The following is a 26828-nucleotide window of genomic DNA, read 5'->3' as shown; positions in this document are numbered from 1 at the left end:
GTTCAACAGCGTCGAGAACACGGCGCAGGAACCCTTCGCCGCACCCATCCGCCGGCCCGCATTCATCGGAGCCCGCGACTTCACACCCGTCAGGAGCGAAGCCGACGGCGGCTGACAGCAGCGGGCCGGCCCTCCTCGGCGCGGGAGGGCCGGCCCGCAGCGTCATCCACGGTCGGCCGCCGCGTTCGTGCCCGAGCACTTGTGCGGTGGGGCCGGCCGTCCGGAGGCACGGGGGTATCAGTAGATGTTGGCCTCCACCGCCGGGCCGTCCCCACGGGTGCTGTTGATCTGGGCCCGCAGCGAGATCTCGTCGTAGACGCGGAACTCCCTGACGATCCGGCCCTCCTGGATGAGGAACTGGGACACACCGAGGACGGTCACCGGCTTGTCGGTGAGCGGACCGAAGACCGGCGTGCCCCGGTAGGTGCCGTGCATCGTCCATGTGACAGCGACCCGCAGGCCGGCGTACCGCGGTGAGTGGTTGGTCTGGACGTCCCGCACCGCGAACCGGGCGTCGGGGAACGCCCCGACCATCTGGAGCAGGTCACTCTGGTACCGCTCCGGCCGGATGACGGTCCGGTCGCCGACGGTGTGCAGGAAGAGGTCCCGGACCATGAAGTCGTTGACCCTGTGCAGCCGGCGCTGTGACCACACGTCCTCGATGAACTCCAGCACCATCTCGCACTCCGGCCGGAACTCGTCGGGCCGCGGTCCGCTGACACCGGCCAGCAGCACGTCCTTCGGCGGCTCTTCGGTCATCGATCCGCTGTACCCCTGGAACCGCAGGGCGCGGGCCGCTTCGTCGGGATCCACGCCACGTTGCAGGCAGTCCGCCAGCTCGTCACGGACCACCCACTCCTCGACCATCCGGCCGCGTCGGTACAGGCAGTTCGCGACCGTCCGCTTACGGATGCGGATGTTCCGCCCGTCGACCAGGTGTTCGTCGGCGGAGAAGACGAGGTGCGAGCTGAGGAACGCGTCGTCGCCGCGGGCCTCCCACACCACATCCTCCGCCTGGCCGATGTGTCCCGGCGTGCTGCCCATGCGCATCGTGCTGCCCTCGATCACGCCGTCGCGGCCCACCACGGTGCCCAGGCTGGTGTGGACGATCGAGTCGGGCTCGTAGTTGTCGACGATGTGGGCGATGTCGCGGCCTACCCAGATGCGGTCGGTGACCTCACGGATGAAGTCGTCCGGGTCCTCGTAGGGAAGGTAGGCGACGGGGTCCAGCGGCATGATTCCTGCCTTTCTCGATGTGTTTCGATGATGCGTATGCGTATGCGTATGCGTATGCGGAGGGCGCGGTGTGCGGCACAGTCGTCAGGGGGGCGCCGGTCACGGGCCGCCGCCCGGTCGCTGGTCACCCGGAGAACTTGTCCGCTCCCAGATGGCTCCGGTACGTCTCCGTCATGAAGGCACTCACGACGACGAGAGCCATGACCGCGGCGGCCGCCAGGTAGACCCAGACGGCGTAGATCGTGTCGAAGCTGCTGACGAGCAGCGCGGCGACGAACGGCGTGATCCCCATGAAGATGGAGAACGAGCTGTTGTACGCGATGGCGCTCGCGCTGAACCGGGTGCGCGTCGCGAAGAGTTCCGCCGTGCACACCGTGACGATGCCGGTCAGGAAGAACTCGGGGACGATGTAGATGAGCTGGCTCGCCACCGCCGTGCCGAAGGTGCCTCCCTCACCGACCCGGAAGGCCAGCGGAACGAGGACGATGCAGGCGACCGCTCCGGTGATCAGCATCGGTTTACGGCCGATCCGGTCCGAGAGGATGCCCGCCAGGGGGAGCAGCGGAATGAGTACGGCGATCGAGATCGCGTTGGACGTCAGGGCCATCCAGCGTGGCAGGCCCAGCGTTCCGGTCAGGTACTCCGGATAGAAGGTGACCCAGCTGTAGGACAGGATCGCGAGCATCACGGAGACTCCGCAGAACACGAGCATCGGCCGCCACTGCGTGCGCAGCGCCTCGCGGACCGGCGCCTTGACGACGGCGGTGCCGCCCTCCGTGGCGCGGACGAACTCGGGTGATTCGTCGATGTGCCTGCGCAGCCATATCCCGACCGCGCTCAGCGGCAGCGCGATGAGGAACGGGATGCGCCAGCCCCAGGAGTCCAGGGAGGGGCCTTCGAACAGCCAGCTGGTGAGCGCGGCGGTACCGGCACCGGCGAGGATGCCGAGGAAGCAGCTGTTGGAGGCGTACGAGGCGTAGTAGCCGCGCCGGTTCGGCTCCGCCCACTCCACGATGAAGGCCACCGCCCCGACGTACTCCCCGCCCGACACCATGCCCTGGACCACGCGCAGCAGCAGGAGCAGCAAGGGCGCGAGGACGCCGATCTGCTGATACGTCGGCAGGACGCCGATCAGAGCGGTCGCCACGCCCATGAGCACGATCGTCCACAGGAGCGTCTTCTTGCGTCCCACCCGGTCGCCCCAGCGCCCGACGAGCGTCCCGCCCAGGGGGCGGAACAGGCACGCGATGGCGATGATCGCGTAGGTGCTCAGCACCGCGACCGCCTGATTGCTCTCCGGGAAGAAGGCGGGAGCGAGGACCGGCGCCATGTATCCGTAGAGGCCGTAGTCGAACTGTTCGACGAAGTTTCCGATGCTTCCCGCGCCGATGGCTCGGCGTATCGCGTTCCGCTTATCCGTGTCGGCCCCTGGGGTGCCGGCCGTCGCGGTGGGCGCTACAGCGGACATGCCTTCTCCGTTCGCGCGTTGACAAGGTTATGCATACGTATGAACTTCTGCCGAACACTAAGGAGCCCGGCGGAGGTCGTCAAGAGGTGGAGGGGACGCACCCGGTGAAGCTCCGGCGGGGACGTCCGGCGCGGCGGATCCGCCGTCCGGGCCCTCGAAGGACCCGGACGGACGAGGTCCGGCCGTGCGGCGTCATGAGTGCCCGTCGGCTCCCTCGGCGGGCCCGGGCGCGGTGAGGGAACGGAAGGTGTCCATCAGGACGTGGGCCATGTTGTGGAGCACCAGCTGCGCCCCGGCCCGCTCGGCCGCCCTGGCGCCCTCGGCGTCCGGGACGATCGCCATGACGGCCCGGTCCGCCGCGCGGGTGGCCCGGTGGACGTCCGCCACCAGATCCTCGATCACGTCCCGTCTTGGGAACGAACAGTCCGCGGCGAGGTCGGCGGGGCCCACCAGGACCGCGTCCACGCCCTCGGTGGCGGCTATCTCCCCGGCGGCGGCACAGGCCCGCTCCGTCTCGACCATCGCCACGACCACGGTGTCCCGCGAGGCGCTCACGTGGTCGGCCGCGGAGACCGTGCCGAAGCGGCCGGCCCTGCTGTACGTCGCGAATCCCCGCGTCCCCAGAGGCGGGTAGTGCGTCGCGGCAACCGCCCTCCGGGCGTCCTGCGCGGAGTCGACATGGGGATGGATGAGACCGGCCGCTCCCATGTCCAGGCAGCGCAGGGCGAGAGCGGGTTCCGACGTGCCGACGCGGACGAGTACGTCGATGCCCTGAGCCGCCGCGGCCGTCAGATGGTGCTGGAGCACGGCCGTGTCGGCCGGGCCGTGCTCGCAGTCGATGACCACGTAGTCGAGGCCCGCGACCCCCGCCATCTCCACCAGGGTCTCCGAGGGCAGCCGCAGCAGGACCCCGTACAGCCGTTCTCCTGCCGCGAGCCGCGCCTTGAGGGACCGGCGTCCCACGCACGCCCCCGTCACCGCGCCACCATCCCCGCCGAGAGGTCGATGTCCGCCCCGCACAGGCCCGGCATCCGCAGCATCGCGCTCACCGCGGCGCCCACCTCCTCCTCGCTGACCATCCGGCCGAGCGCGGACCGTGACACGAACGCCTCCTCGGCCTCCGCGCGACTGCTGCCGGTGCGCTCCGCCTCCAGGCGGAAGTTCCGCTCCATCCGGGGCCCCGACACGGGCCCGGGGGACAGCGAGTTCACCGTGACCCCCAGGGGTCCCACCTCGCCTGCCAGGGTGGCGGTCAGGCCGATGACCGCCATCTTCGACGCGCAGTAGGGCGTGCGGCGCAGCAGAGGACGCTTGCCCGACACCGAGGCGATGTTCACGACGTCCCCCGTGCCCCGCCGCGTCATGGCGGGAAGGAAGGCGCGGCACATCAGGAAGACGCCGCGCACGTTCACGTCGAAGACCTCGTCCCAGTCCCGGGCGGAGATCTCGGTCAGCGGAGCCACGGGTCCGGCGATCCCCGCGTTGTTGACCAGCACCGAGATCTCCTCGTCCGCGAGGCTCTCCGCCAGGCGCTCCACGTCGTCCGGCCGGGACACGTCGCAGACCCGGTGGACGACGTCGGGACCGAGACGCGAGGCGGTCTCCTCCAGGGTGTGCTCGCTGCGGCCGGTGATCACCACGCGGGCTCCGTCGGACACCAGGGAGCGCGCGATGGCCGCCCCGAGTCCGCTGCCGCCCCCGCTGACGAGCGCGGTGCGCCCGGTCAGTCGCTGCGCGCTGTGACTCATGCGCCGGCCTCGTCGTTCCACGGCAGCGTGCCGTCGCCGTACTTGGCGGCCCGCACGTCACCGGAGCGGGCGTGCCCCTCGAACAGTTCGACGCGTGCGGCACGGCCGCACACCTCGCCGAGCAGGGCCGACGAGGAGGTGTTCGTGACCTCCTGGTAGGTCACCGTCTTCAGGTACTTCCCCACCCACAGGCCACCGGTGTAGCGCGCGGCCCCCCGGGTGGGCAGGACGTGGTTGGTGCCGATGACCTTGTCCCCGTACGAGACGCACGTGCCCTCACCGAGGAAGAGGGCGCCGTAGTCGGTCATCCGGTCCAGCGCCTGCCGCGGGTTCTCGGTCAGGACCTGCACGTGTTCACTCGCGTAGGAGTCCGCGATGCGGAAGGCCTCGGCCAGTGAACCCGCCACGACGATCTCACCGTGGTCGCGCCAGGCAGGCCCGGCGAAGTCCTTCGTCGGCATGCCGGGCAGCAGCCGTTCGATGTGGCGTTCGACCTCGCGGCCCAGTTCCTCCGAGGTGGTGACGAGAACGGCGGGGGAGTCGGGGCCGTGCTCGGCCTGCGAGAGGAGGTCGACGGCCACCACGAACGGGTCCGCCGTCCCGTCGGCGATCACCAGGATCTCGGTGGGGCCCGCGAACAGGTCGATGCCGACCTCGCCGAACAGCTGGCGCTTGGCCTCGGCCACGTACGCGTTGCCGGGGCCCGCGATCAGCGGCACGCGGCCGATCGTCGCGGTACCGATCGCGAGCGCCGCGACGGCCTGGACCCCGCCGAGCAGGTAGATCTCGTCGGCGCCCGCCAGATGCATCGCCGCGACGGTCGCGGCGGGGATCTCACCCCGGATCGGCGGGGTGCAGGCGGCGACCCTCGGCACCCCGGCCACCTTCGCTGTCACGATGGTCATGTGCGCCGAGGCGGTCAGCGGGTAGCGCCCGCCGGGCACGTAGGCGCCGGCTCCGGCCACGGGGACGTGCCGGTGCCCGAGGTGGACACCGGGCAGGGTCTCGATCTCGACGTCGTGGAGGGAGTCGCGCTGCGCCTGGGCGAACGTGCGCACCTGCCGCTGGACGAAACGGATGTCCTCCAGGACCGTCTCCGGTACACCCGCGACGATCTTCTCGATCTCGTCCGGGCCCAGCCGGAAGGACTCGGGACTCCAGCCGTCGAACTTCTCCGAGTACCGCCGTACCGCTTCGTCCCCCTGTTCGCGGATGTCGTCGAGGATCGTGCGGACGCGGTCGGCGACATCCGCGCGGGCGGCACGCACCTGGCCGGCGGGTACGGGGGACTTGAGGAAACGGGGCATGAGGTCCTTCTCTCCCGGGCTTTCCCGGATGACGTCTCGGAATGGGGACATGCGGCCCGGCGACGGGGACACGACGGCCGGGCACAGGTGAGGTGCCGAGCGCGCTCGGCACCACCGCTCACGCGGTGGGGGTGGGGGGCTTCACGCCCACGGGCGTCCGGCAGGGCGTTTCACGCACCCGCGCCAGCAGGTCGGCCAGCGCCGCGGAGACGGCGGACGGACGCTGCCACGGCAGCAGGTGGCCGGCACCCGCCACCTCGCGCAGTTCCGCCCCCGGCACGGCCCGCGCGATCGCCCGGTGGAACTCCGGCGGGCACAGGGCGTCCCGCTCCCCGGACAGGACCACGGCCGGGCACCGGGCGGTGCGCAGGGCGCCGGTGGCCTCCCGGCGACTGGCCTGCGCGGCGAGCTGGGCGCGGGCCGTCCCGGGGCCCACCGCATGCGCCATGCGCCGGTATCGCTCGGCCGATCCGCCCGGCGGCCCGGCGAACATGCCGGGCAGGGTCTGTTCGACGACGTCCGCGAACCGCCCGTCGGCGATCAGCTCGTCCGCCGCGCGCCAGGCGGCGTACTGCTCGGGGCGCGGCGCGCCGGCGTTCGTCGACATGACGCACAGACCGCGGAACCGCTCCGGGGCCCGGCGCAGCGCCTCGAAGGCGACGATGGCCCCGAGGCTGAGGCCGACCGCCACGAAAGGGCCGGACACGCGGGACAGCAGATCCTCGGCCATGGCCCCGATGTCCGGTCTCGTCAGGCCGACGTGGCGGACCGGGTGGCCCTCGGGGAAGACCACGTCGGACCAGAGGCCTGCGTCGCACAGCATTCCCGGGACCACCACCAGGGGCAGGGCGTTCGACGGTCCGGTGCCGGGCACGGCGGTCACCAGCGGCGCGCGGAGCGCGGCAGCAGCGCGTACGGCGCTACGTAGCCGTTGTGGTCGATGCCGAGCCCCGCGTCGGCGGCACCCCTGGCGACCTCCTCGTCCCAGTCCAGGCGTACCCGGCCGTCACCCGAGTTGACGACCATGAGGTCGCCCTGCACGTCACCGACGTTGCGCAGGGAGCGCCAGGCGTCCTGCGGTACGGACAGCATGTCGCGCGGTCCCAGGCGCACCGAGACGGGATCGGTGCGGTTGAGGGCGACCTCCCAGAGGCCGTCCTTGACGATCAGCGTCTGCGTCTCGTGCTGCCGGTGGAGTGAGACCCCCTGGCCCGGGTCCGCGCGCAGCCAGGCGATGTTGTGCCCGTGCGGGTTGAAGATCCGGGGCTCCTGGTGCAGGTCCTCGGTCATGCCGTACCCGATGACGCAGCTCAGCCGTGCTCCTCCGCCGGGGAGGGTGCTGTCGAGGAAGGGCCGCTCCGACCAGACCAGATCGCCCGTGGCCGCGACGCGCTGCCTCATCTCCCCGGCGCTGTAGTGCCGCAGCCGGTCGATGTGCTCCTGGGCCATGGGCTCGGTCAGCTCGGTCCCGTCCGGTACGCCGTCTCCGGCGACCGTGTCGATCAGCTCGTTGTCGGCGGTGAGGTACAGGCCGTGGCCCTCCGCCTCGCGCAGGACCGAGGGGCCCCAGATGATGCCGCCGGTGTGGTCCATCCCGAGGACGGTGAACATCCAGCCGTCGTCGGGGCCGGTGTTGGTGAAACCGCGGAAGATCCAGGTGGGGACGGAGGCGATGTCCCCGGCCCTGAGCAGGTGTTCACCCTCGGAGCCGTCGGCGCCCCAGCGCAGCAGGTACTCGCCCTCGGTGCAGACGAACACCTCGGCGGTGTAGTGGAGGTGCAGGTTGTTGGTGATGCCGTGGGGCATCGCCGCCGCGCCGATGTTGTAGCCGTGCGGCAGCCGCAGGTTGACGTGCTGGCCGGCGGCCTGCGAGACGCCGGGCCCGATCATGGCGTAGTTCTCCTTGCGGTCGGAGCCCGGCGTGCGGCAGTCGATGAAGGCCTGGTTGCAGGAGACGAAGTCACTGCGGCGGATCGTGCGGCGCCCCAGCTCGGCGGTGGACACGACGGCATCGGACACAACGGCATCGGGCATGACTGCTCCCTTGAATGGAATACGTATGCATTCCCATGACAGGTCCTCTTCCGGGTAATGTCAAGGGTTGTACCGGATCGGCTTCCAGGCGTGCGGTGCGGGAGTTCCTGTGAGCGCGATGGCAGGACTCGGTGGTCCGTCGGCGCGTGTGCCGCTCCGGCCCTGCCGCTGGGCGCACCTGGCCCGCCGGGTGCACCGGCTGTCACGGCCGCGTAAGCACACATACGTATACTGGCGGCGCGGCGTCGTGGGGTGGCGCACCGGGCGAGGGGAAGAGGGCCGATGGCGATCACGAGTCATGATGTGGCGAGGCTGGCAGGTGTCTCGCAGCCCACGGTCTCCCGGGCTCTGCGCGACGACCCACGGGTGTCGGTGGCGACCCGCGAGAAGGTCAGGCGGGCCGCGCGGGCGCTGAACTACGTGCCCAGTGAGGCGGGCCGCACCCTGTCGACCCGGTCGACCCGGCGTGTCGGGGTGATCGTGACGGACCTCACCAACCCCTTCTATCCCCATGTCATCGCGCCCCTGCACGACGAGCTGCAGCGCCTGGGCTACCGCATGATGCTCCTCACCGAGCGCTCCGACGAGGCGGTGGCCGAGGAGAAGCTCCTGGACCAGTCGCTGGACGGTGTGGTGCTCGCCACGGCCACCACCGACTCCCGCCTGCCGGCCCAGCTCGACCGCCGTGACGTGCCCTACGTCTTCCTCAACCGCGACACCGGTGGCAGTGGCGACTACGCCTCCGTCGTCGACAACGAGGGTGGCGGCCGGCTGGTCGCCGGCGTACTCGCCGAACTCGGACACCGGCGCATCGCCGGCATCTTCGGTGCGGCCAACACGACGACCGGGCGTGAGCGGGAGCTGGGTTTCCGGCTGGCCCTGGCCGACGCGGGTATAGGGCTCCCCGCGGACCGTGTGGTGCGCGGCGCGTTCGAGTACGAGACGGGATACCGGGCCCTGCCCGTCCTGCTCGATGCGGCCGAGGCGCCCACAGCGGTCTTCTGCGGCAACGACGTGGTCGCCATCGGCGTCCTGAACGCGGCTCTCGCCGCCGGCCTCCGGGTCCCCGACGATCTCACGGTGATCGGTTTCGACGACCTTCCCATGGCCTCGTGGGAGGTGTTCCGGCTGACGACGGTCCGCCACGACCTGCGGGAGCTGTCGCGTCAGGCCGCCCGCCTGCTGGTGCGGCGGATCGACGGCGACGCCGATCCGAGTGGCGAACGCCTGGTCCTGCCGACCGAGTTCGTGCCCCGTGCCACCCATGCCCGCCTCCCCTGACCTGTCAGCGGGGTGAGGACTCCGTCGCAGGGGACCGGCCCGCCCCGACCGCGGTCCGGCCGGGGGAGGGCCGGTCACCGTGGCGCCGTTGCCGGAGTATGCCGACGCCGACGAGGACGGCGGCCAGGGACAGGGACAGCCACAGTTCGAGCCGGTGACCGGGCAGGACCGCCATGAGGACGAGCACCCCGGCGATGAAGGCGATCGTGGCGAGAGTGAGGTAGGGGAACGCCCACATGCGCACCTCGCCCGGCTCGGCCTCCTTGCGCCGGGTGGCGTACTGGGTGATCGCGATGACCATGTACATCATCAGGGCGATCGCGCCGCTGGAAGCGATGAGGTACGTGAAGACGCTGGGCAGCAGATAGTTGGCGATCACCGCGGCGACGCCGATGACCGTCGATGCGATCACCGCGTTACGGGGCACACCGGACGCGGAGGTGGCGGCGAGGGCGGCCGGCGCGTCCTTGCGGCGGGCGAGGGAGAACGCCATCCGGGAAGCCGTGTAGATGGCCGAGTTGAGGCAGCTGCTCACGGCGACGACGAGGACCACGTCCATGATCCGCCCGGCCCCCGGGATGTTCATGCGGTCGAGGACGGCCTGGTAGGAGCCTGCGGCCAGCGCGTCGGAGTTCCACGGCACGAGGCTGACCACGACGAAGATCGAGCCCACGTAGAACAGTCCCAGGCGCCACACGACGGCACGGACCGCCTTCTTGATGTTCTTCTTCGGCTCCTCCGACTCGGCCGCCGCGATCGTGACGATCTCGCTGCCCTGGAAACTGAACATGGCGGTGAGCAGACCGGCCAGCACGGCGACACCGCCCTTGGGGGCGAACCCTCCGTTGCTCCACAGGTTCGACACCCCGTGGGCGTCGGAACCCGGCAGGAGTCCGAAGACGGCGAGGCCGCCGAGAACGAGGAACGCGACGATCGCGATGACCTTGAGCAGCGCGAACCAGTACTCGAACTCGCCGTAGTTGCGGACGGCGAGGAGATTGCTGCCCGCCAGCAGGGTGATCATGGCGAGGGCCGGGATCCAGCTGGGTAGTGAGGTGAGCCCCGCGATGACCTCGCCCGCGGCGATGGCCTCGATGGGGATGACGAGGATGTAGAACCACCAATACAGCCACCCGATCGAGAATCCCGCCCAGCGGCCCAGGGCGCGGTCCGCGTAGGTGGAGAAGGAACCCGTGTCGGGGTGGGCGACGGCCATCTCCCCGAGCATCTGCATGACGAGTACCACCAGGGCGGCGGCCAGCAGGAAGGAGATCAGGACGGCCGGGCCTGCGGCTGCCACCGCGGTGGAGGAGCCGACGAAGAGGCCGGCACCGATCACGCCTCCGATGGAGATCATCGTGATCTGGCGTCCCTTGAGCCCCTGGGTGAGCGCGGGGCCCGTCCCGTCCGACGGGGCGGGAGCGTGCGGGGAATGGTGCATGGGGAGGATCCTCGCGAAAGGGGGAGCGCAGGTACTTCTGCTGCAGGACGGTACTCACCCGTCTCGGGCGGGCGAAGCCGGCGGCGGCCGTGGAGTGGGACGGGGACCGGTCGTGGTCCCCCGGGCGCGCCGGCCCCGCCTCCGGACCGGGGGGGCCGGTCCGGAGGCGGCGGGAACGATCAGAGCTGTTCGCGCAAGGCCTCGGGCACGGCGTCGAACGCGCCGGAGGCCCGCCCGATCCGGTCGATGCGGAGCGTGGCGGTCGCTCCGTGGGCGGCCAGGCCCTCGAAGGCGGAGATCCGCTCGACGGCGGGTGCCAGCGCGGCCGTGCCCTCCTCGGCCACCCGCTGGTACGTCAGGGGCTTGAGGAAGCGGGACACCGACAGCCCGGCGTTGTAGCGGGCGGTCTTGCCGGTCGGCAGCACGTGGTTCGGGCCGGCGATGCCCTTGTCGGAGTAGGCGACGGTGGACCAGCGGCCCAGGAAGAGCGAACCGTAGTTGGTGAGGTTGCGCAGGTAGAAGTCGTCGTCCTCGGTCTGGATCTCCAGGTGCTCGGGCCCGAGGACGTCCGCCACGGCCACGGCCTCGTCCCGGTCGCGTACGACGATGACGGAGCCGAAGTCCCGCCAGGCGGGTCCGGCGATGTCCCGGGTGGCGAGCGTCACGAGCTGCCGGTCGATCTCGGCGACGACGGCGCGGCCCGTCTTCTCGGACGTGGTGATGAGGGCGGCGGGGGAGCTCGGACCGTGCTCGGCCTGGCCGAGCAGATCCGCGGCCACCCAGGCCGGATCGGCGGAGTCGTCGGCGATGACGGCCACCTCGGACGGGCCGGCCAGCAGGTCGATACCCACCTGCCCGAAGAGCTGTCGCTTCGCCTCGGTGACGAAGGCGTTGCCCGCACCGACCAGCATGTCCACCGGGGCCTCGCCCAGCAGGCCGAAGGCCATGGCGCCGAGGGCCTGGACCCCGCCGACGGCGAAGACCCGGTCGGCCCGTGACAGGTAGGCGCCGTAGAGCACGGCCGGGTGGGCGCCGTGCTCACCCGACGGGGGAGTGCACGCCACCACGGTGGGGACCCCCGCGGTCTTGGCCACGCCTACGGTCATGAACGCGCTGGCCAGCAGCGGGAAACGGCCCGCCGGGAGATACGCGCCGACCCGGGACACCGGGACGTAGCGCTGGCCGCAGATGACCCCGGGGGCCAGTTCGGTCTCGAAATCGGTCAGGTGCTCACGCTGTGCGGAGGCGAAGTGGTGCGTGCGTTCGTACCCCATCTCCAGGGCGGTGCGCACGTCGGCGGGGAGGGCGTCGCCCGACTTCTTCAGCTCGTCGGCGCCGATCTCCAGCTCACCGGACCACCCGTCGAGCTCCTGACCGTACGTCCGGACGGCGTCCAGGCCCTTGTTCTCGATCTCCTTGAGCATCTCGGAGACGCGCTCGACCACCTTGGGGTCGCGCTGGGCGGGGGGACCGTCGACCGCAGGCTTCTTCAGCCACTGGAAGGGGGCAAGGGTCTTCTGTTCGTCGTGCGTGATCTGCATACCCGGGACGGTAGACGCGACGCTGCCACAGGGCTAGAGGGGCAGTTCCTGCGCCTCCCACAGGGTTTTCCTGTGGCAGGCGTCCGGGGCCCTCGGCGGCACGTCAGGTCATCAGGCCGTGACCCATCTCGCGGATGGTGTCCTCGGCGAGCCGGGCGAGTTCCCTGGTGGCGCGGGAGAGGGGATGGCCGTGACGCCTGACGAGCGCGATGGTGTCGTACAGGGGCTCGGCGAAGGACGCGGTGTGCAGTCCCGCCGGGAAGGAGGGGGAGGCGATCACGGCCCTGCTGGCGATCGTGTCGCCCGCTCCGGCCGCCACCAGCTCCAGAGCCGCCTCGACGCGCTCCAGCTCGATCAGGGGGTCGACGCGCACGCCGGCGAGCTGCGCGCGTTCGGCGATCTGCCGGCGGGTCGGGTCCTTCCACCCGTAGTGGGCGTCGTACAGCACCAGAGGCGCCCGGGAGAACGCCTCGATGGTGACCGGAGTGCGGGTGCGTTCGGCGCTCGCGCTGACGTAACACACCTCGTCGCGCATGAGCGGAGTGACCGCGAGACCCTCGTCGTCGATCGGCAGGACGACCAGGCCCGCCTCGATCCGGCCCCCCGCGACGGCCAGTGCGGTCTCGGCCGAGTTCTGCCCCACGAGCCGTACGCGGACGGCCGGATAGCGGGCGTGGAACATCTGTACGAGGTTGGCGAGAAGGTAGTAGTCGGCGTTGCGCAGCACCCCGAACGTGGCGGTGCCGCCGCCCAGCGACCCGAGTGAGCGCACGGCCCGGGCTCCGCTGTCCGCCGCCCCCACCGCCTCCTGGGCGTACGGCAGCAACTCCTGCCCGGCCGACGTCAGGGTCAGGGTGCGGCTGCCGCGGAGGAACAGCTCCGTGTCCAGCTCCGCCTCGAGGCGGCGGACCAGCTCGGAGGCCGACGCCTGGGCGATGTCCATGGCGTGCGCTGCGGCGGTGAACGACCCGAGCCGCTCGGCCTCGACGAAAGCCCTCAGCTGGACGAGGGTCATGCTGCCCGGTGAAGTGTTCCTGTTCATGGCTGAACCTTAGGAACCGGCGGCGCCCGCACCGGGACGGGCGCCCGTTCGTTCCGGCATGATCGAGGACCCGGCGGCGGGTCAGGCCAGCATACCGGCGCGGAGCTTGCCGAGGGTGCGGGTGAGCAGGCGGGAGACGTGCATCTGTGAGACGCCGAGTTCGCCGCCGATCTGTGCCTGTGTCATCTCCTGGCCGAAGCGCATCTCGATGATGCGGCGCTCGCGGTCGTCGAGCTGCTCCAGGAGCGGAGCCAGGGCGTGCAGGTTCTCCACCGTCTCCATCGCGGAATCCGGCTCGCCCAGGACGTCGGCGAAGGTGCGCGTGGCCGTGCCCGTCGTCTCACCGGCATCGGTCGGCAGGTCCAGGGATCCGGCGGTGTAGCCGTTCGACGCGATGACGCCCTCGACGACCTCGTCCTCGGTGAGGCCGAGGTGGCCGGCCAGTTCCTTCACCGTCGGGTCGCGGTCGAGGCGGGTGGCGAGCTCGTCCTTCGCCCTGGCGAGTTCGACGCGGAGCTCCTGCAGCCGGCGGGGGACGTGGACGGCCCAGGTCGTGTCACGGAAGAAGCGCTTGATCTCGCCGACGATGTAGGGGACGGCGAACGTGGCGAACTCGACCTCGCGGGAGAGCTCGAACCGGTCGATGGCCTTGATGAGGCCGATGGTCCCGACCTGGGTGATGTCCTCCATGTCACCGCTGCCCCGGTTCCGGAAGCGTCGTGCGGCGAACCGGACCAGTGAGATGTTCATCTCGATGAGGGTGTTGCGCGCGTACTGGTACTCGTGCGTCCCCTCCTCCAGGACCCGCAGCTGTTCGAAGAACAGCGTCGACAGGGCGCGGGCGTCCTTCGGGGTCACCTTGCCCGCGTCCTCGATCCAGGGCAGCTCGCCGACGCGCTGCGGCGAGGCGTCCGAATCCGGCGCACCGTCAGTCCGTATGGCTCCGGGGGTCTGTTCAGTCATCATGCGGTCCCACCCTCCCTCGTGCTGCGTGCGCTTCCTGGCGAGCCCCTGCCCCGCCTCGGGAACCCCATGCGTGAGGACGCGATATTTCTTGCTGTGCGGAAACAGTTGCCTGCGGACATCGTAGAATGAGCAGGACCGGCCACCGGCGCGCCCCTTCGGATCGCCGCGGGATCGGATACAGGCTCCGTACGCTGGAGGCCGACGGCCGGGGCCCACGGACGGGCCGGGTCCGGCGCGGCATGACGAGAAACAGGATCACGTGGACAGATTCGCTGCCGTCGAGCGGGAGCTGCGGAAGGCCGCACCTCATCTGCTCCTCGACGTCGCCACCGCGGCTCTGCGAGAGCAGTACGACGTACAGAGCGTGGAGTTGCGGCTCGCCGACTACGGCATGACCACGCTCCAGGTGGTGTCCGAGGCGCCGCTCGCCGAGCCGGTACCCGTGCACAACAGCCCGCAGGGCCGGGCCTTCGGGGCCCAGGAACCCTATGTGGAGCCGAGGGCCGGGACGGGCCGGGCGACCGTGCACCTCCCGGTGACCGTCCGGGGCGACCGGCTCGGCGTCCTCACCGTCACGGTCCCGGAGGGAAACTGCTCCCCGTCGGACCTGGCGGGGATGCATCAGGTCTGTGAAGCGCTCGGCCATGAGATCCTCGTCGCCGAACGGGACACCGACCTCTACCTCCTGGCCCGTCGTGCCACCCGGCTGACCCTGGCCGCCGAGATGCAGTGGCAGTTGCTCCCGGGCCGCTCCGTGTCCCGGCCCGAATTCTCCCTGGGCGCCCATCTGGAGCCCGCGTACGCCATCTTCGGCGACAACTTCGACTGGTCGGTGTCGGCCCACCACCTCACCCTCACCGTCACCAACGGCATGGGAAACGGGATGGAGGCCGCCCTGCTGACCAACCTCGTCGTCAACGCGCTGCGCAACGCCCGGCGTGCCGGCCTCGACCTTCCCGGCCAGGCCAGCCTCGCCGACCAGGCCGTCTACGCCCAGCACCGCGGCGCACTCCACGCGTCTGTCCTGCTGCTGCGCTTCGACCTGGCCACGGGTGAGGTGGAGGCGGTGGACGCGGGTTCGCCCCGCATGTGGCGGCTGAGGGGACGCACCGTCGAATCCGTCGGGTTCGACGCGCAGCTTCCGCTGGGTATGTTCGAGGAGACGGAGTACGTCGCGGAGCACCTGCGCGTCGAACCCGGCGACCGGCTGCTCATCGGAAGCGACGGCGTCTACGAGAGCGCGTCGGCTGCCGGGGAGCGCTACGGCCAGCGTGCCCTCGCCCGGTCACTGTCCGCGCACCGCTTCCTGCCGTCCGAGCAGGTGCCGCTTGCGGTGCTCCGCGACCTGCGCGACCACCGGGGTGCCACACCGCTGGACGACGACGCGCTGGTGGTATGCATGGACTGGTTCGGCCGGCAGTCCTCCGCCGGCGACGCGTCCGAGTGACCTGTGGCGGCGGGCGGTCGACCGGTCCTCAGGCGGTCGACCGCAAGGGTCTCGCCCCGGTGCTGTCCTGCCCCGAGGCCGAGGCCGCGTTGCGGAAACCCCTCAGTCCTTCGAGGAGGGAACGCCGCGCCTTGGCCGGCATCGCGTCGATCGTGGACATCAGGACCTTCTCCCGGCGCATGCGCAGGTCGACGAGGTACGCCTTGCCGTGGCTGGTCAGCCGGAGCTCCAGCTCCCGGCGGCTCACCGGACTGGGGGCACGTTCCACGAATCCCGTGGCCTGCAGGCGGTCGCACAGCCTGCTGACCGAGGGCGAGGCGGACCCCAGGGCCTCGGCGAGCATCCGCAGATTGATGCCGTCCGCCCTGTCCAGGGTGTACAGCACGCGGAGCTGGGACGGGGAGACCGGGCCTGTCGGGACGGCCTCACGTCCGTGCTCCCAGAGGACTTCGAGGAGTTCGACGAACTCGGAACCCTCGCGGGCCGCATCCCTGGACCGGTGGTCGGGTTCGGGGTTCAGGCCCATTGTGATGACACTCCGTTCCGGCATCGCCTCACTCATCCGTCTGGCCACCGGACCGAGCAACCGAGCCGGGCGTTGATGCGCTCGTATGGAAAGCCAGGACAAAGGTTCCGGGACACTCGCGTGGCCCCGGTTATCGTACCTCCGTCCACCACGGGCTCCTCAGGTCGCCACCGCTCTGCCTCATTGTTTCCGCATGACAACTGTTGTCATGGGGTACGGTTCCGCAGGTCGACATCCGATGCGTGATCTTTCCAGCGGTCACCGCCCTCCTGCCACGGCGGCGACCGCTGCCGGCCTGGAGTACTGAGAACATGACCCACAGCCCGACCCTCGTCCTCACCGAACGGCACCCCGCGGACGCGATCGCGGTCCTGACCGTCACCGGCGAGATCGACGTGGACAGCGCGCCCGTCCTGCGGACCAGGGCGCTCGAACTGATCCGGCAGGGAAGGCCGCACCTGGTCCTCGACATGGCGCCCGTGGGATTCTGCGACTCCTCCGGCCTCAACACGATGATCAGCATCCTGCGGTACGCGAAGGACCGGCACGGGTCCCTGACCCTGGCCGCCCCACCGCCCCACCTGACGAGGCTGCTCGACGTCACGGGGGTCGCCGAACTGATTCCCGCCCTTCCCACCACGGCCGACGCCCTCAGCGGTCTGCCCGCCTCACCGCGGCCGGAATCCCCCGCCTGACCGGTCCGCCGCACCGGGCAGCGGCGGCCCGGCCGGAGATCCCCGGCCGAGCCGCCGCTCGTTCTGCGCTCCGCGCACGTCCGTGACCACGCCGTACGGCGTCCCCACGCACGTGCCGCCGACTTCTTCCGCCCGGTCAGCGCGCCTCCACCGGCCTCGCGTGGGCGAAGCCCCTGTGATGCCAGACCAGGCCGCCCGCAGGGCGGCCGAGGCAGTCGGCGACAGCCACCCGGCCCACCAGGATCGTGTGGTCCCCCGCCTCGATCACGTCATGCCGGGCGCAGGTCAGTCTCAGCGCGGAATCCAGCAGTTGGGGCGCGTGGCGGGAGGCCGCGCCCGTGGCCAGCGCGACGTCCTCGAAACGCTGCGCGGTCGGGCCCGCGAACTTCCTCGCCAGGGACTCGTTCTCCGGGCCGAGGAGGTGGACGGTGAACGCCGCGGCTGACGTCAGGACGTCGTGGGTGCGCGAACCCCGGTCCAGGCAGACCAGCAGCAGCGGTGGGTCCAGCGACAGCGAGGACACGGCGCTCGCTGTCAGGCCCCGGGGGCTGCCCGCGTCGTCGTAGCACGTCACGACCGTGACGGGGGCGGCGAGGGAGGCCATCGCGGCACGGAACTCGTCGGCCGGGAGGTCGCGGGCCATGACCGTGCCCGGTGACGCGGGGACCGGGCCGGCGGCTGTGGGCGTGCTCCGGACCGCATGACCGGTCAGCAGGCTCGTGGCGCTCATCGGGCCGCCCCTTCCAGCTCGCGGTCCGGCATCGCGGCCAGTGCGGTCGCGGGAAGCTCCGTCGGAGCCCGGAGCGGCCCCGGCAGCCAGCGGCCGCGCGGTTCTCCCACCGTCCCCCGGGCCAGGTCCCAGGCAACCCGGCCGCCCGTCACCACCGTCGTGAACCGGCCGGTGAACATCCAGCCCTCGTACGCCGACCAGCCGCACAGCGAATGCACGTGCCGCGCCGACATCTGCCAGCGCGCGGCCGGGTCGAGGAGTGCGAGATCGGCGTCGGCACCGACGGCCAGCCGGCCCTTGCCGGACAGCCCGAACAGGTCCGCGGGTCCCTCACCCATCAACCGCGCGAGGTGGGCGGCGGCCGCATCGGCCTCGATACCGCGCCCGAGCAAACCCGTCCACACGGAGACCGCGAGTTCCTGGACGCCGGGCAGACCGGGGGGAGCCTCGGCCGGCGGGCGGTTCTTCTCCTCCACGGTGTGCGGCGCGTGGTCACTGCCGATGGTGGACGCCTCGCCGCTGAGTACCGCCCGCCACAGCCGTTCCCGGTCACGTGGGGCGCGGATCGCCGGGGAGAGCCGGGTGCGCGGGCCGCGCCGGGCGGTGTCGTGGTCGGTGAACGACAGGTGGTGGCCGGTGACCTCGAAGGTGATCGGCAGCCCTTCGGCTGCCGCGGCGGCGAGCAGGTCGGTCTCCTCCGCCGACGACACGTGCAGCACGTGCACCTTGGTGCCGTGGGTCCGGGCCAGGTGGACGACCTTGGCGACCGCGACGATCGCGCCGGACCGAGGGCGGTGCGGTTCGTAGGCGTCGTACGACTCGGGATCACCGCCCCGGGAATCCAGCAGGTCGAAGACGTGCTGGTCCTCCGCGTGCAGCACGAGGCGCACGCCACCGCGTGCGGCGGCGGCGAACGCCGCCTCCAGCTGGTGCGCCTCGCGGAAGACCACGGGCGCGGTGTGGTGGCCGGCCATGAACGCCTTCGCCGAGGTCGCCACCGCCGGGTCGAGGTCCGCCAGGACCTCCGGGTGATCGGGGTCGGCCCCCAGGTGGAAGCGGTGGTCCACGTACGAGCGGCCGGCGATCAGAGCCGCCTTGGCGCGCACCGAGGCGGCGTCCAGGGACGGCGGGCGCGTGTTGGGCATGTCGAGGACGGTCGTGACGCCGCCCGCGAGGGCGGCCCGGCTGCCGTGCTCCCAGGTCTCCTTGTGCTCCAGGCCAGGGGTCCGGAAGTGCACGTGCGAGTCGATGAGGCCCGGCAGGACGTACCGTCCGCGGGCGTCCAGACGGGGCCCGGAGGGGAGCGGGTCACCGGGCGCTACGAGGGCGTCGACCCGGCCGTCACGGATGACGACGGCACCGTCGCGGACACCGTCGGGGGTGACGAGACGGCCCCCTTCCACCACGAGGTCGGCCTCCGCGGCGTGGCCGTGAGAGGGGATCGGGGCTATGCGGGACGAGGAGGAGTTGGTCATCGGTTCCACGGCAGACTCACCAGTTCCTTGCAGAGGTCGTTGGTCGGTCCCATCAGGGCTACGGCGCGGGCGTCCCGCCCGAACCGGTTGATCGGGTGCGTCTCGACGTATCCCGCCGAGCCGAGGAACTGGGCCACGTCCGCCACGACCCGCTCGGCCGCCGCTGAGGCGGCGAGCTTGGAGTGCAGGGTGGTCAGTCCCGGGTCGGGCGAGGTGCGGCGGCCGGCGCGCTCCACCACCGCGCGGGCGGTCTCGACCTGCGTCGCCAGGTCCACCAGGCGGTGCCGCACCGCCTGGTGGGCGTAGAGACCACGGCGCGCCGCGTGAGCGTGCGCGGCGTCGAGCGCCGCCTGGGCGATGCCCACGGCGACCGCGCCGAGCGAGGCCCCGCTGTTCCGTACCCGGGCGATGATGGACGCGGCGACGCCCGGTGCGCCGAGCCGTGCCGTGTCGGGGACGCGGCACTCCCGCACCGACACGAAGCCCGTGGCGGAGCCGCGCATGCCGACCAGCCGGAGCGAGGTGTCGGGCAGGAGGCCGGGATGGTCGCCGGGGACGAGGAAGAAGGTCTGCCCGGCGGACCCGTATCCGGTGTCCTGCGGTGAGGCCGTCGCGGGCGGATCGTCCTGCGACTGCGCCAGGACGAGGTAGACGTCCGCCAGCCCGGCGCTGGTGGTGAAGGACTTCGCGCCGTCGAGCAGCCAGCCGCCGTCGGGGGTGCGGCGGGCCAGGGTCGAAAGGTTCTTCTTGTCGGCACCGGCCCGGCTCTCCGACCAGGCGGAAGCGGCCAGCCACTGGCCGCCGGCCAGCTTGGTGAGCACCTCACGGTGCTGGGCCGGGGTGCCGTTCTCGACGATCCGGCTGGTGACGGCACAGTGCTGGAAGAGCATGATCGCGGCGGAGGCGTTCACCGCGGCGACCTGCTCGACACAGGTGTTGAGTGCCACCGCGTCGGCTCCCGCACCACCGTGGGACTTGGGGACCACCAGGGCGAGCAGCCTGCTCTCGCGCAGCACGGCGACGGCCTCGCTGTCCGGCTCCCCGCTGCGGTCGGCCGTCTCGGCGCAGGCAGCCAGACGGCTCAGGACCTCGGGCGAGGGGGTGAGGGGCGCGGTGGGGGTGGCAGGCGGGACGGGACCCACCCGCCCGGCGCGGCGGGAACCCGCGCTCGTGTAGGGATCGACGGCGAACGGATCGGCCAGGGCCTGCGGCGGTGTGATCCCGCGCACGGCGGTCAGGCTGTCAGCGGAACCCACGGGGTCTCCTCGGATGCGTGGTCGGACGTGGTGGCTACGGAGGGGCGGGGGGCGGAGCCGAGCCGCTGGAGCGCGGTCCGGCGGCGCGGCAGCAGCCCCCGGTACTCGACCTGCTTCTCGGCGACCGACACCCAGGCGAGCCGGCGCACCCCGTCCGGGCCGAGCGCCGAGCGGGCCGCGACGCGTACGCACCCGCCGGGGGTGCGTACCGGCAGTAGCGCGTCGGGGTCCTGCGCCGCCCGGCCGGCCAGCGACCAGGGCAGGGAGCCCGCGATGCCGGCGGCGGCGCCCAGGCAGATCGCGCCGGTCAGAGCGACCGTGGGGTGCCAGGACGGCACGGACACGGCCCGCACGAAGAGTCCGCCGCCTTCCTGAGGCAAGAGGGCCGCGATCTTCGGGAAGGCTCCGAAGGTGTCCCAGCCCTGCGACTCGCAGACCGCGACCCGCAGCCTGGTCATCGCGGTGAACAGCCGCGGGTCGTCCGCGAAGAGCGCCTCGGGACCGCTCACCCCGAGGTCGGAGGCGTCGACGAAGGCGTACGGATTGCCCATCGACACCAGGGACACCGGCACGGTCCGGCCCTCGAAGGGCACATGGGTCACCGGCTCGCCCGTCATGAGCAGCTCGGGCAGTTCCAGCGGCGGCGAGCACAGGAAGTGGGCGGTGAACCGGGTGCCTCCGTCGGAGGTCTCCTCGGTCTCGCAGACCACGTTGTCGCCGTTGTTCAGGACGTTGACCCGGACGCGGCAGCCCGGTACGAGCGGCTGGATCATGCCGGTGCGGGCGGCGGCCTCCACGGCGGCCAGGATCGAGTGACCGCACGAGCCGCGCAGGTCGAAACTGTCGTTGCTCTGCGGAAGGGACTGCACGAAGCGGTAGTCGAGGTCGAAGAGAGGGTGCCGGGACGGCCGGACTATGGCGTTCTTCAGGACGTCACCCGCGCCCTGCCCGCACAGATCGGTCCGCAGGTCGGTCAGCGCGCGCAGGAGCTCGGGCCCGGATTCGGGGAAGTCCCGTCCGTCGAGGACGGCGGTGGGGCAGGGCGCGCCGTGGGCCCGGGCGAGGGAGACGCTCATCGGAGGGCCCCCACCGGCTCAGGAGTGCGCACCGCGGTCCTGGAGGTCGAGCCGAAGAACTCGGCGCGCCACATCTGGTGCGACATCAGAGCCCACAGCGCCAGCGAGACCTGGTCGGACGGGCGGGCCGACTGCTCGGCGAACAGCGCGTCCACGGCCTCGTACCGCAGCCGGCCGTCGGCACGCAGCGTCTGTGGGGACAGCACGTCGCGGGCCATCGCCCACAGCCGCTGGCCGGGGGCCAGCATCGCCGTGATCGGCAGGGTGAACGGCTGCTTGGGGCGGTTCAGAACACTGTCCGGCAGCAGTCCGTCGGCGGCCCGGTACAGCGCGCGCTTGACGCCGGTGCCGGGAACGGTCCGGTGCCGGTCGGGCAGCGTCGCCGCGTAGCGCACCACGTCGGGCTGGCAGAACGGCAGCCTGGCCTCCACCGAACTGGCCATCGACAGGTGGTCGACCCGGCGCAGGTGGTAGGCGGGGAGCCGGTAGCGCTGCTCGATGCGGCAGATCCGCTGGAGCCGGCTGCCCGCGCCGTGGGCGAGGGTCTCGGTGAGGCCGGGCGGCATGGCGGCCGCGCTGTCGGAGCCGGTCCCCGCGGCGTAGTCGTCGGTGTAGAGGTGTTCGCGCAGCGAACGCGGCACGGCGGCCAGGTGGTCGAGGTAGGCGCCGGCCCAGTCCGCGCCCTCGGGGGCCGCGAGCGCCTGCGTCATCCGGGCGTACCCGCCGAAGAGTTCGTCGGCCGCGTCACCGGTGAGGGCGACCTTGAACCCGGCGTCGCGGACCGCCCGGAAGAGCGAGAAGGTGCTGAGGGTGATCGGGTCGGCGTTGGGCTGGCCGAGGTGGCGTACCACGTCGCCCATCAGGTCGGGGAAGGTGGCCGGGTCGATCTCCACCTGGTGGTGGACGGTGCCGGTGTGCCGGGACACCTCGGCGGCGAAGGCGCGCTCGTCGCCGGGCCAGTCGCCGGTGTAGGCGATGTTGAAGGTGTGCAGGGCGCCTGACGCGCCGCGGTCCCGCAGGGCGCGGGCGGCGAGTGCCGTCACCAGGCTGGAGTCGAGGCCGCCGGAGGTGATGGCGGCGACCGGGGCGTCGGCGACGAGCAGCCGGGACACCTCGCGGGCCAGCAGCTCGCGCAGTTCACCGCCCGCCTGCGTCAGGCTCCGCTCCTCGCGGACCGGAGGCGCGGACTCGTAGCCCATCCGCCGGGTGGTGAGGCGCAGACCGCCCTCGCGGGTGACGACCGCGGTGGCGGCCGGCGGCAGCACGTCGATGCCCCGGAACATGGTCCGCTGGCCGAAGGGTGTCTTGGCCGACAGATAGGTGTGCAGGCCCAGTTCGTCCTCGTAGGGGCGCACGTCGGTGAAACCCAGCAGGGCCGGCAGTTCGGAGGCGAAGTGGAAGCGGCCGCTGCGTTCCTCCCAGTGGTAGTACAGGGGTTTCATGCCGGACGCGTCGGTGGCGATCACCAGGCGCGGGGCGCCTCTCAGGTCCATGACGGCGACGGAGAACATGCCGTCGAGGTGCTCGGCGAACTCCTCGCCGTACGTGAGGTACAGCGCCGGCAGGATCGAGCCGTCGCAGCGGTCCTCGAAGTGGAAGCCGCGCCGTATGAGTTCGGTCCGCAGCCGGTCGTGGTTGTAGAGCTCGCCGTTGAAGACGACGGTGATGTCGCCGAGGCGGTACGGCTGGGCGCCGCCCTCGGGGTCCATGATCGACAGTCGGTTGTTGCCGAGGGCCCAGCCGGAGCCGTGGGCGAACGACTGGGCGTCGGGCCCCCCGTGGTGCTGGAGGGCGGCGACGTCGCGCATTTCCTGGGCGGTGGTACGGGCGTGGAAGGATCCGTGGATGCGGCACATGGCTCAGATCACCTGACGTCGGAGGAGAGGCCGGCGGCGGAGTAGAGCGCCGGGTCGTACGGGCTGGGGCCGCCGCAGGTCACGAAGCGCCGGGCGCCGGGACCGGTGTGCGGGTTGCGCGCGCCGTGCAGGACTCCGGGCGAGGCGTACAGGACGTCGCCGGCACAGACGTCGATCCAGCGGTCGCGCAGGTACATCTGGCCGATGCCCTCGAAGGCGATGAACGCCTCGTCGCTGTCGGGGTGCAGATGCACGTTGAAGGTCTGGCCGGGCTCCTGGATGCCGCAGTGCAGGCAGAGCTGGCTGCTGCCGTTGCCCGGCCAGAACACGAAGTTCATGGTGGCGCGGTCGGCGTCGGGGGCCAGCTGGCCGGTGCCGCCGAAGCCGCGCAGCTGGGTGGTCTCGTCCCAGAGGCTGGAGAAGGGTTCCGGTCCGGTGCCGGCGCGGCGCCCGGCGGCGAGCGGGGTGCGCCACACGTAGACGGTCAGGTCCTCACCGTCGGCGGTGAGGCTCAGCACCTGTCCGGTGGGCGCGTACACGGCGTCGGCCCGGCCGATCCGGTGGGTGCGGGCGCCGACCGTCGCGGTGCCCAGGCCGCGGAAGACGACCGCGGTGTTCTCCTCCTCGAGGCTCGCCTCGGGGCTGAAGGACTCGCCCGCCGCGACGCGCACGACGTGCAGGGTGACGTGAGTGGCGCCGGCGGCGGGGCTCACCGGGGTGGCGAGTGTGGTCCGCCCTTCGGGCCGGCCGGGCAGCGGGCCGAACTCGAACTCGTCGGAGGTGATGATGCGGGCGTCCCCGAGGGGGGTCGCGGTGAGGGTTCCCGAGGTGGATGCGTGCATGATGCGGAGAGCTCCTTGAGGGTGGGGGAGGGAGCGAAGAGGTTTCCGGTGCTCCCCCTCGTCCTGTGACCTCAGAGTCCTCCCGGCCGGTCCCGTCGTACTCCCGCTCCGCTACCGCCTCGGGGGACACGACCGGGAAGCGGAACGGATCACCACGCTTCTCGTCGCGAGCGCGCGACGGGCCGGCCGGGGATGCGCGTCGCGTCCGGCAGCGCAACGAGCCGGGGCCGGCGCAGGCACCCTGAAGGGTGTCCGCGCCGGCCCCGGCTCGGTGTGGTGCGCGCTGTGCGGCTACTGGTTACGGGCGGGCCTCCTCCGGCACGCGGACGGGTGCGACCGGTGCAGGCGGTGCGGCCTGGGCACGCTTGGACAGGGCGGAGATACGGCCCTCCGCGAGTGCGAGCGCGGCGATCACGACGACACCGCCCACAGGTACGTTCCAGGTCAGCGGCTCACCGAGGGCCAGCACACCGACGACGACGGAGAACACCGGCACGAGGTAGTTCACACCGGACGCGGTCGTGGGCCCGGCATCCGCGATCAGCCGGTTGAGCAGGGCGAACGCGATGCCGGTGGACGCGGCCCCGAGGACCAGCAGGGCGAGCAACGGCTTGACGGTGAGGTCGCCGTGCAGGGTCCAGCCGGTCATGAAGGTGGTGACCACCACGGTGATGACCGCGGCGGCGCCCAGCTGGGCGGCGGTCACCGAGAGGGCCGGCAGCTTGTGGGGGCCGATGAAGCGGCGTACGTACACGAAGCTGACGGCATAGCTGGCCGCGGCGCCGACGCAGGCGAGCTGACCGCCGAGCGTGCCGAACCCGTCGGTGTTCCAGGGTCCGACCACGACGATCAGCCCGATGAACCCACCGGTCAGACCGGCGACCTTGCGGGTCGTCGGCCTCTCCTCGGAGAGGGCGAGGGCGGCGACGCCCATCGTGATCAGCGGGGTCGCGCCCTGGATGACCCCGGCGGTGGTCGCAGTGGTGTGCTGCTCACCGATGGCGAAGAGCGTGAAGGGAATGACGTTGCCGAAGACGGAGGCGACGGCGATGTGTCCCCAGAGCTTGCGGGAAGGCAGGGTCAGCCGCTTCAGGGCGAGGATGGCGAGGACGACCAGGGCGCCCACGATCAGGCGGCCGGAGGCGAGCTGAAGGGGCGCGAAGGCCTCCAGCGACATCTTGATGAAGGCGAAGCTGCAGCCCCACAGGGCGGCCAGCAGGCCGAAGCGGCCCCAGTTGGTGACGTTCATGGCGTGTTCTCCTCGAAGGGGAGGCGGGATGGCCGGGGGGAAGGGGGGGGCGGTGCCGGGTGTCAGTGGTGGGCGTGCCGGCTCCGGTGCTCGTGCGTGCCTCCGGGCCCGTGGTGATGCCCGTGCGCGTCCTCGTGCGGGTGCGGGTGGTCGAGGTCCGTGTCGGGGGCGTCGACCTCGAACTGGTCGTACTTCTCCATCAGGGCGACCATCTCCTCGCGGGAGGGGCGGTTGCCGTCGGCGAGCAGTGCGGCCAGGCCCTCGAAGTAGCCCTCGCGGTGCTCCGCCGGAGTGAAGATGATCAGCATCTCGACGAGCGAGTCGCTCTCGTTGCGGAAGCCGTGCACGGCGTTCTCCGGCACGTGCAGGAAGTCCCCCGCCCTGGCGGTGCGCCAGCCGGTGCCGTCGTGCAGCCGTACCTCACCCGTCAGCACGTAGAAGGACTCGGAGATCTTGGAGTGGTAGTGCGGGTCCGCACCGCCCGCACCGGGCAGCATCGAGTGGTGAAACAGCCCGAAACGGCCGTCCGTGCTCTCCGCGAGGGCGATGAAGCGCGTGGTCGTGGCCACTCCGATCTCGGCCTTCACCGCGTCGGCGTAGGCCCGGAACATGGCGTGGCTCATGTCTCAGGCCTCCCACATGCTCAGATAGCGCTCGCCGGTGTCGGGCAGCAGCGTCACCACCACGCGGTCGCTGAACTCGGGCCGCCGGGCGACCGTCTCGGCGGCGAAGGTGGCCGCGCCGGACGAGACGCCGGCGAACAGGCCCTGGCCGCGCGCGAGCCGGCGCGCGGTGTGCAGGGCGTCCTCGTCGGAGACGGTGAGCACCTCGTCGATGAGCGCCACGTCGGTGGTGGCGGCGACGAAACCGCCGTTGAGGCCCGGAATGCGGTGCTGGCCCGCGTACCCCTGCGAAAGGATCGGCGACTTCTCCGGCTCGACGGCTATCACCCGTACGTCCGGGTCCTGTTCCTTGAGGTGGCGGGCGACGCCCGTCAGGGTGCCACCGGTGCCGACCGCGCACACGAAGGCGGCGATCCGGCGTCCTGTGGCGGCGACGGCGGAGTGGATCTCGGGCCCCGTGGTCTCGTAGTGGGCGCGGACGTTGTCCTGGTTCTCGTGCTGGCACGGGAACCAGGAGCCGGGGGTGGCGGCATGCAGGCGCTCCGCCTCGGCGATGGCGCCCGGGTAGCCGAGCGCGCTCGGTGTCTGGACGATCTCGGCCCCGAACGCGCGCAGGAGCTTGACCCGTTCGGTGGTGGCGTTGTCAGGGAGCACGATCACACAGCGATAGCCTCGGGAGGCGGAGAAGGCGGCCAGCGAGATGCCGGTGTTGCCCGATGTGGCCTCGATGACCGTGCCGCCGGGCAGGAGGTCCCCCCGGTCCTCGGCGGCGCGCAGCATGTAGAGGGCGGCGCGGTCCTTGCTGGAGGACATCGGGTTGGCGGACTCCAGTTTCGCCAGCACACGGGCGCCGGGAGCCAGGTCACGCAGGCGCAGTTCCAGGAGCGGCGTGGAGCCGACGAGGTCCTCGACACGGGAGGCGACCGCCGGGCGGACGGGGGCGATGGGGGCCAGGGGGGCCTGTGCGATGGTCGTCACGGTTCTCATCT

General features: G+C 71.6%; 24 protein-coding genes. 3 read left to right on the top strand and 21 right to left on the bottom strand.

What is annotated here, in order from left to right; genetic code table 11:
- Window positions 1–237: 237 nt before the first annotated feature.
- The 7 genes from ACHFIV_RS18400 to ACHFIV_RS18370 all read right to left on the bottom strand — a co-directional run bounded on the left by ACHFIV_RS18400 (window position 238) and on the right by ACHFIV_RS18370 (window position 7793).
- The gene (locus ACHFIV_RS18400; protein ID WP_398969905.1) at window positions 238–1236 is read right to left on the bottom strand and encodes a nuclear transport factor 2 family protein; all 999 of its coding nucleotides are present in this window, start codon (window positions 1234–1236) and stop codon (window positions 238–240) included.
- Between the two features lie 124 nt (window positions 1237–1360).
- Entirely contained in the window at window positions 1361–2704 is a 1344-nt protein-coding gene (locus ACHFIV_RS18395) for an MFS transporter (protein WP_398969902.1), read from the bottom strand.
- Window positions 2705–2896: 192 nt separating this feature from the next.
- Window positions 2897–3667, bottom strand: coding sequence for an HpcH/HpaI aldolase/citrate lyase family protein (locus tag ACHFIV_RS18390; RefSeq protein ID WP_398969900.1), 771 nt, complete (start codon window positions 3665–3667; stop codon window positions 2897–2899).
- A gap of 11 nt (window positions 3668–3678) precedes the next feature.
- Complete coding sequence (locus ACHFIV_RS18385; protein ID WP_398969897.1) at window positions 3679–4452, bottom strand: SDR family NAD(P)-dependent oxidoreductase; 774 nt, start codon at window positions 4450–4452, stop codon at window positions 3679–3681.
- On the bottom strand, window positions 4449–5759 hold the full coding sequence (gene hisD / locus ACHFIV_RS18380) for a histidinol dehydrogenase (RefSeq protein ID WP_398969895.1): 1311 nt from the start codon (window positions 5757–5759) through the stop codon (window positions 4449–4451). The genes ACHFIV_RS18385 and hisD (ACHFIV_RS18380) overlap by 4 nt, the downstream gene beginning before the upstream one ends.
- 118 nt (window positions 5760–5877) lie before the next feature.
- A complete protein-coding gene (locus ACHFIV_RS18375; protein WP_398969892.1) occupies window positions 5878–6633 on the bottom strand; it encodes an alpha/beta fold hydrolase in 756 nt (251 codons plus the stop codon).
- 5 nt (window positions 6634–6638) lie between these two features.
- Complete coding sequence (locus ACHFIV_RS18370; RefSeq protein WP_398969889.1) at window positions 6639–7793, bottom strand: hypothetical protein; 1155 nt, start codon at window positions 7791–7793, stop codon at window positions 6639–6641.
- A gap of 282 nt (window positions 7794–8075) precedes the next feature.
- On the opposite strand from ACHFIV_RS18370, the gene ACHFIV_RS18365 reads away from it, so the two are divergent.
- Window positions 8076–9074, top strand: a complete 999-nt coding sequence (locus ACHFIV_RS18365) for a LacI family DNA-binding transcriptional regulator (protein ID WP_398969886.1) — start codon at window positions 8076–8078, stop codon at window positions 9072–9074.
- 4 nt (window positions 9075–9078) lie between these two features.
- Here the strand turns inward: ACHFIV_RS18365 and ACHFIV_RS18360 are convergent, their stop codons facing one another.
- The 4 genes from ACHFIV_RS18360 to ACHFIV_RS18345 all read right to left on the bottom strand — a co-directional run bounded on the left by ACHFIV_RS18360 (window position 9079) and on the right by ACHFIV_RS18345 (window position 14064).
- Window positions 9079–10515 carry an amino acid permease gene (locus ACHFIV_RS18360; protein WP_398969883.1) on the bottom strand — a complete coding sequence of 479 codons (1437 nt, stop codon included), beginning with the start codon at window positions 10513–10515 and terminating at the stop codon, window positions 9079–9081.
- Between the two features lie 179 nt (window positions 10516–10694).
- A complete protein-coding gene (gene hisD, locus ACHFIV_RS18355; protein WP_398969880.1) occupies window positions 10695–12056 on the bottom strand; it encodes a histidinol dehydrogenase in 1362 nt (453 codons plus the stop codon).
- Window positions 12057–12159: 103 nt separating this feature from the next.
- Window positions 12160–13098 (bottom strand): LysR family transcriptional regulator, encoded by a 939-nt coding sequence (locus tag ACHFIV_RS18350; RefSeq protein ID WP_398969877.1) that lies wholly within the window; start codon window positions 13096–13098, stop codon window positions 12160–12162.
- A gap of 81 nt (window positions 13099–13179) precedes the next feature.
- A complete protein-coding gene (locus ACHFIV_RS18345; protein ID WP_398969875.1) occupies window positions 13180–14064 on the bottom strand; it encodes a SigB/SigF/SigG family RNA polymerase sigma factor in 885 nt (294 codons plus the stop codon).
- A 259-nt stretch (window positions 14065–14323) separates the two neighbouring features.
- Here ACHFIV_RS18345 and ACHFIV_RS18340 point away from each other — a divergent pair, with 259 nt between their 5' ends.
- Window positions 14324–15511, top strand: coding sequence for a PP2C family protein-serine/threonine phosphatase (locus tag ACHFIV_RS18340; protein WP_398969872.1), 1188 nt, complete (start codon window positions 14324–14326; stop codon window positions 15509–15511).
- Window positions 15512–15539: 28 nt separating this feature from the next.
- Here the strand turns inward: ACHFIV_RS18340 and ACHFIV_RS18335 are convergent, their stop codons facing one another.
- Complete coding sequence (locus ACHFIV_RS18335) at window positions 15540–16037, bottom strand: MarR family winged helix-turn-helix transcriptional regulator (RefSeq protein ID WP_398969869.1); 498 nt, start codon at window positions 16035–16037, stop codon at window positions 15540–15542.
- 311 nt (window positions 16038–16348) lie between these two features.
- Here ACHFIV_RS18335 and ACHFIV_RS18330 point away from each other — a divergent pair, with 311 nt between their 5' ends.
- Window positions 16349–16732, top strand: coding sequence for an STAS domain-containing protein (locus ACHFIV_RS18330; RefSeq protein ID WP_398969866.1), 384 nt, complete (start codon window positions 16349–16351; stop codon window positions 16730–16732).
- 136 nt (window positions 16733–16868) lie between these two features.
- Here the strand turns inward: ACHFIV_RS18330 and ACHFIV_RS18325 are convergent, their stop codons facing one another.
- The 9 genes from ACHFIV_RS18325 to ACHFIV_RS18285 all read right to left on the bottom strand — a co-directional run bounded on the left by ACHFIV_RS18325 (window position 16869) and on the right by ACHFIV_RS18285 (window position 26826).
- Window positions 16869–17462, bottom strand: coding sequence for a flavin reductase family protein (locus tag ACHFIV_RS18325; protein WP_398969863.1), 594 nt, complete (start codon window positions 17460–17462; stop codon window positions 16869–16871).
- Window positions 17459–18937 carry a dihydroorotase family protein gene (locus ACHFIV_RS18320; RefSeq protein ID WP_398969860.1) on the bottom strand — a complete coding sequence of 493 codons (1479 nt, stop codon included), beginning with the start codon at window positions 18935–18937 and terminating at the stop codon, window positions 17459–17461. Before ACHFIV_RS18320 ends, ACHFIV_RS18325 begins: the two co-directional genes overlap by 4 nt.
- Window positions 18934–20193, bottom strand: a complete 1260-nt coding sequence (locus ACHFIV_RS18315) for an acyl-CoA dehydrogenase family protein (RefSeq protein ID WP_398969858.1) — start codon at window positions 20191–20193, stop codon at window positions 18934–18936. Before ACHFIV_RS18315 ends, ACHFIV_RS18320 begins: the two co-directional genes overlap by 4 nt.
- Window positions 20172–21269, bottom strand: coding sequence for a PrpF domain-containing protein (locus tag ACHFIV_RS18310; protein WP_398969855.1), 1098 nt, complete (start codon window positions 21267–21269; stop codon window positions 20172–20174). The genes ACHFIV_RS18315 and ACHFIV_RS18310 overlap by 22 nt, the downstream gene beginning before the upstream one ends.
- A complete protein-coding gene (gene asnB / locus ACHFIV_RS18305; RefSeq protein WP_398969852.1) occupies window positions 21266–23125 on the bottom strand; it encodes an asparagine synthase (glutamine-hydrolyzing) in 1860 nt (619 codons plus the stop codon). The genes ACHFIV_RS18310 and asnB overlap by 4 nt, the downstream gene beginning before the upstream one ends.
- An 8-nt stretch (window positions 23126–23133) precedes the next feature.
- On the bottom strand, window positions 23134–23967 hold the full coding sequence (locus ACHFIV_RS18300; RefSeq protein ID WP_398969849.1) for a cupin domain-containing protein: 834 nt from the start codon (window positions 23965–23967) through the stop codon (window positions 23134–23136).
- A 298-nt stretch (window positions 23968–24265) separates the two neighbouring features.
- Window positions 24266–25216 carry a DMT family transporter gene (locus ACHFIV_RS18295; protein ID WP_398969846.1) on the bottom strand — a complete coding sequence of 317 codons (951 nt, stop codon included), beginning with the start codon at window positions 25214–25216 and terminating at the stop codon, window positions 24266–24268.
- Between the two features lie 62 nt (window positions 25217–25278).
- Window positions 25279–25839: a cupin domain-containing protein gene (locus ACHFIV_RS18290; protein ID WP_398969843.1), complete on the bottom strand. Its 561-nt coding sequence runs from the start codon at window positions 25837–25839 to the stop codon at window positions 25279–25281.
- 3 nt (window positions 25840–25842) lie between these two features.
- Window positions 25843–26826 (bottom strand): PLP-dependent cysteine synthase family protein, encoded by a 984-nt coding sequence (locus ACHFIV_RS18285; protein ID WP_398969841.1) that lies wholly within the window; start codon window positions 26824–26826, stop codon window positions 25843–25845.
- Window positions 26827–26828: the final 2 nt, after the last annotated feature.

This window comes from Streptomyces sp. ALB3, assembly GCF_044385685.1.
In the GTDB taxonomy this organism is placed as follows: Bacteria; Actinomycetota; Actinomycetes; order Streptomycetales; family Streptomycetaceae; genus Streptomyces.
The sequence above is the reverse complement of the archived record's forward strand: the minus strand, read 5'-3'. Positions and strand labels throughout refer to the sequence as shown.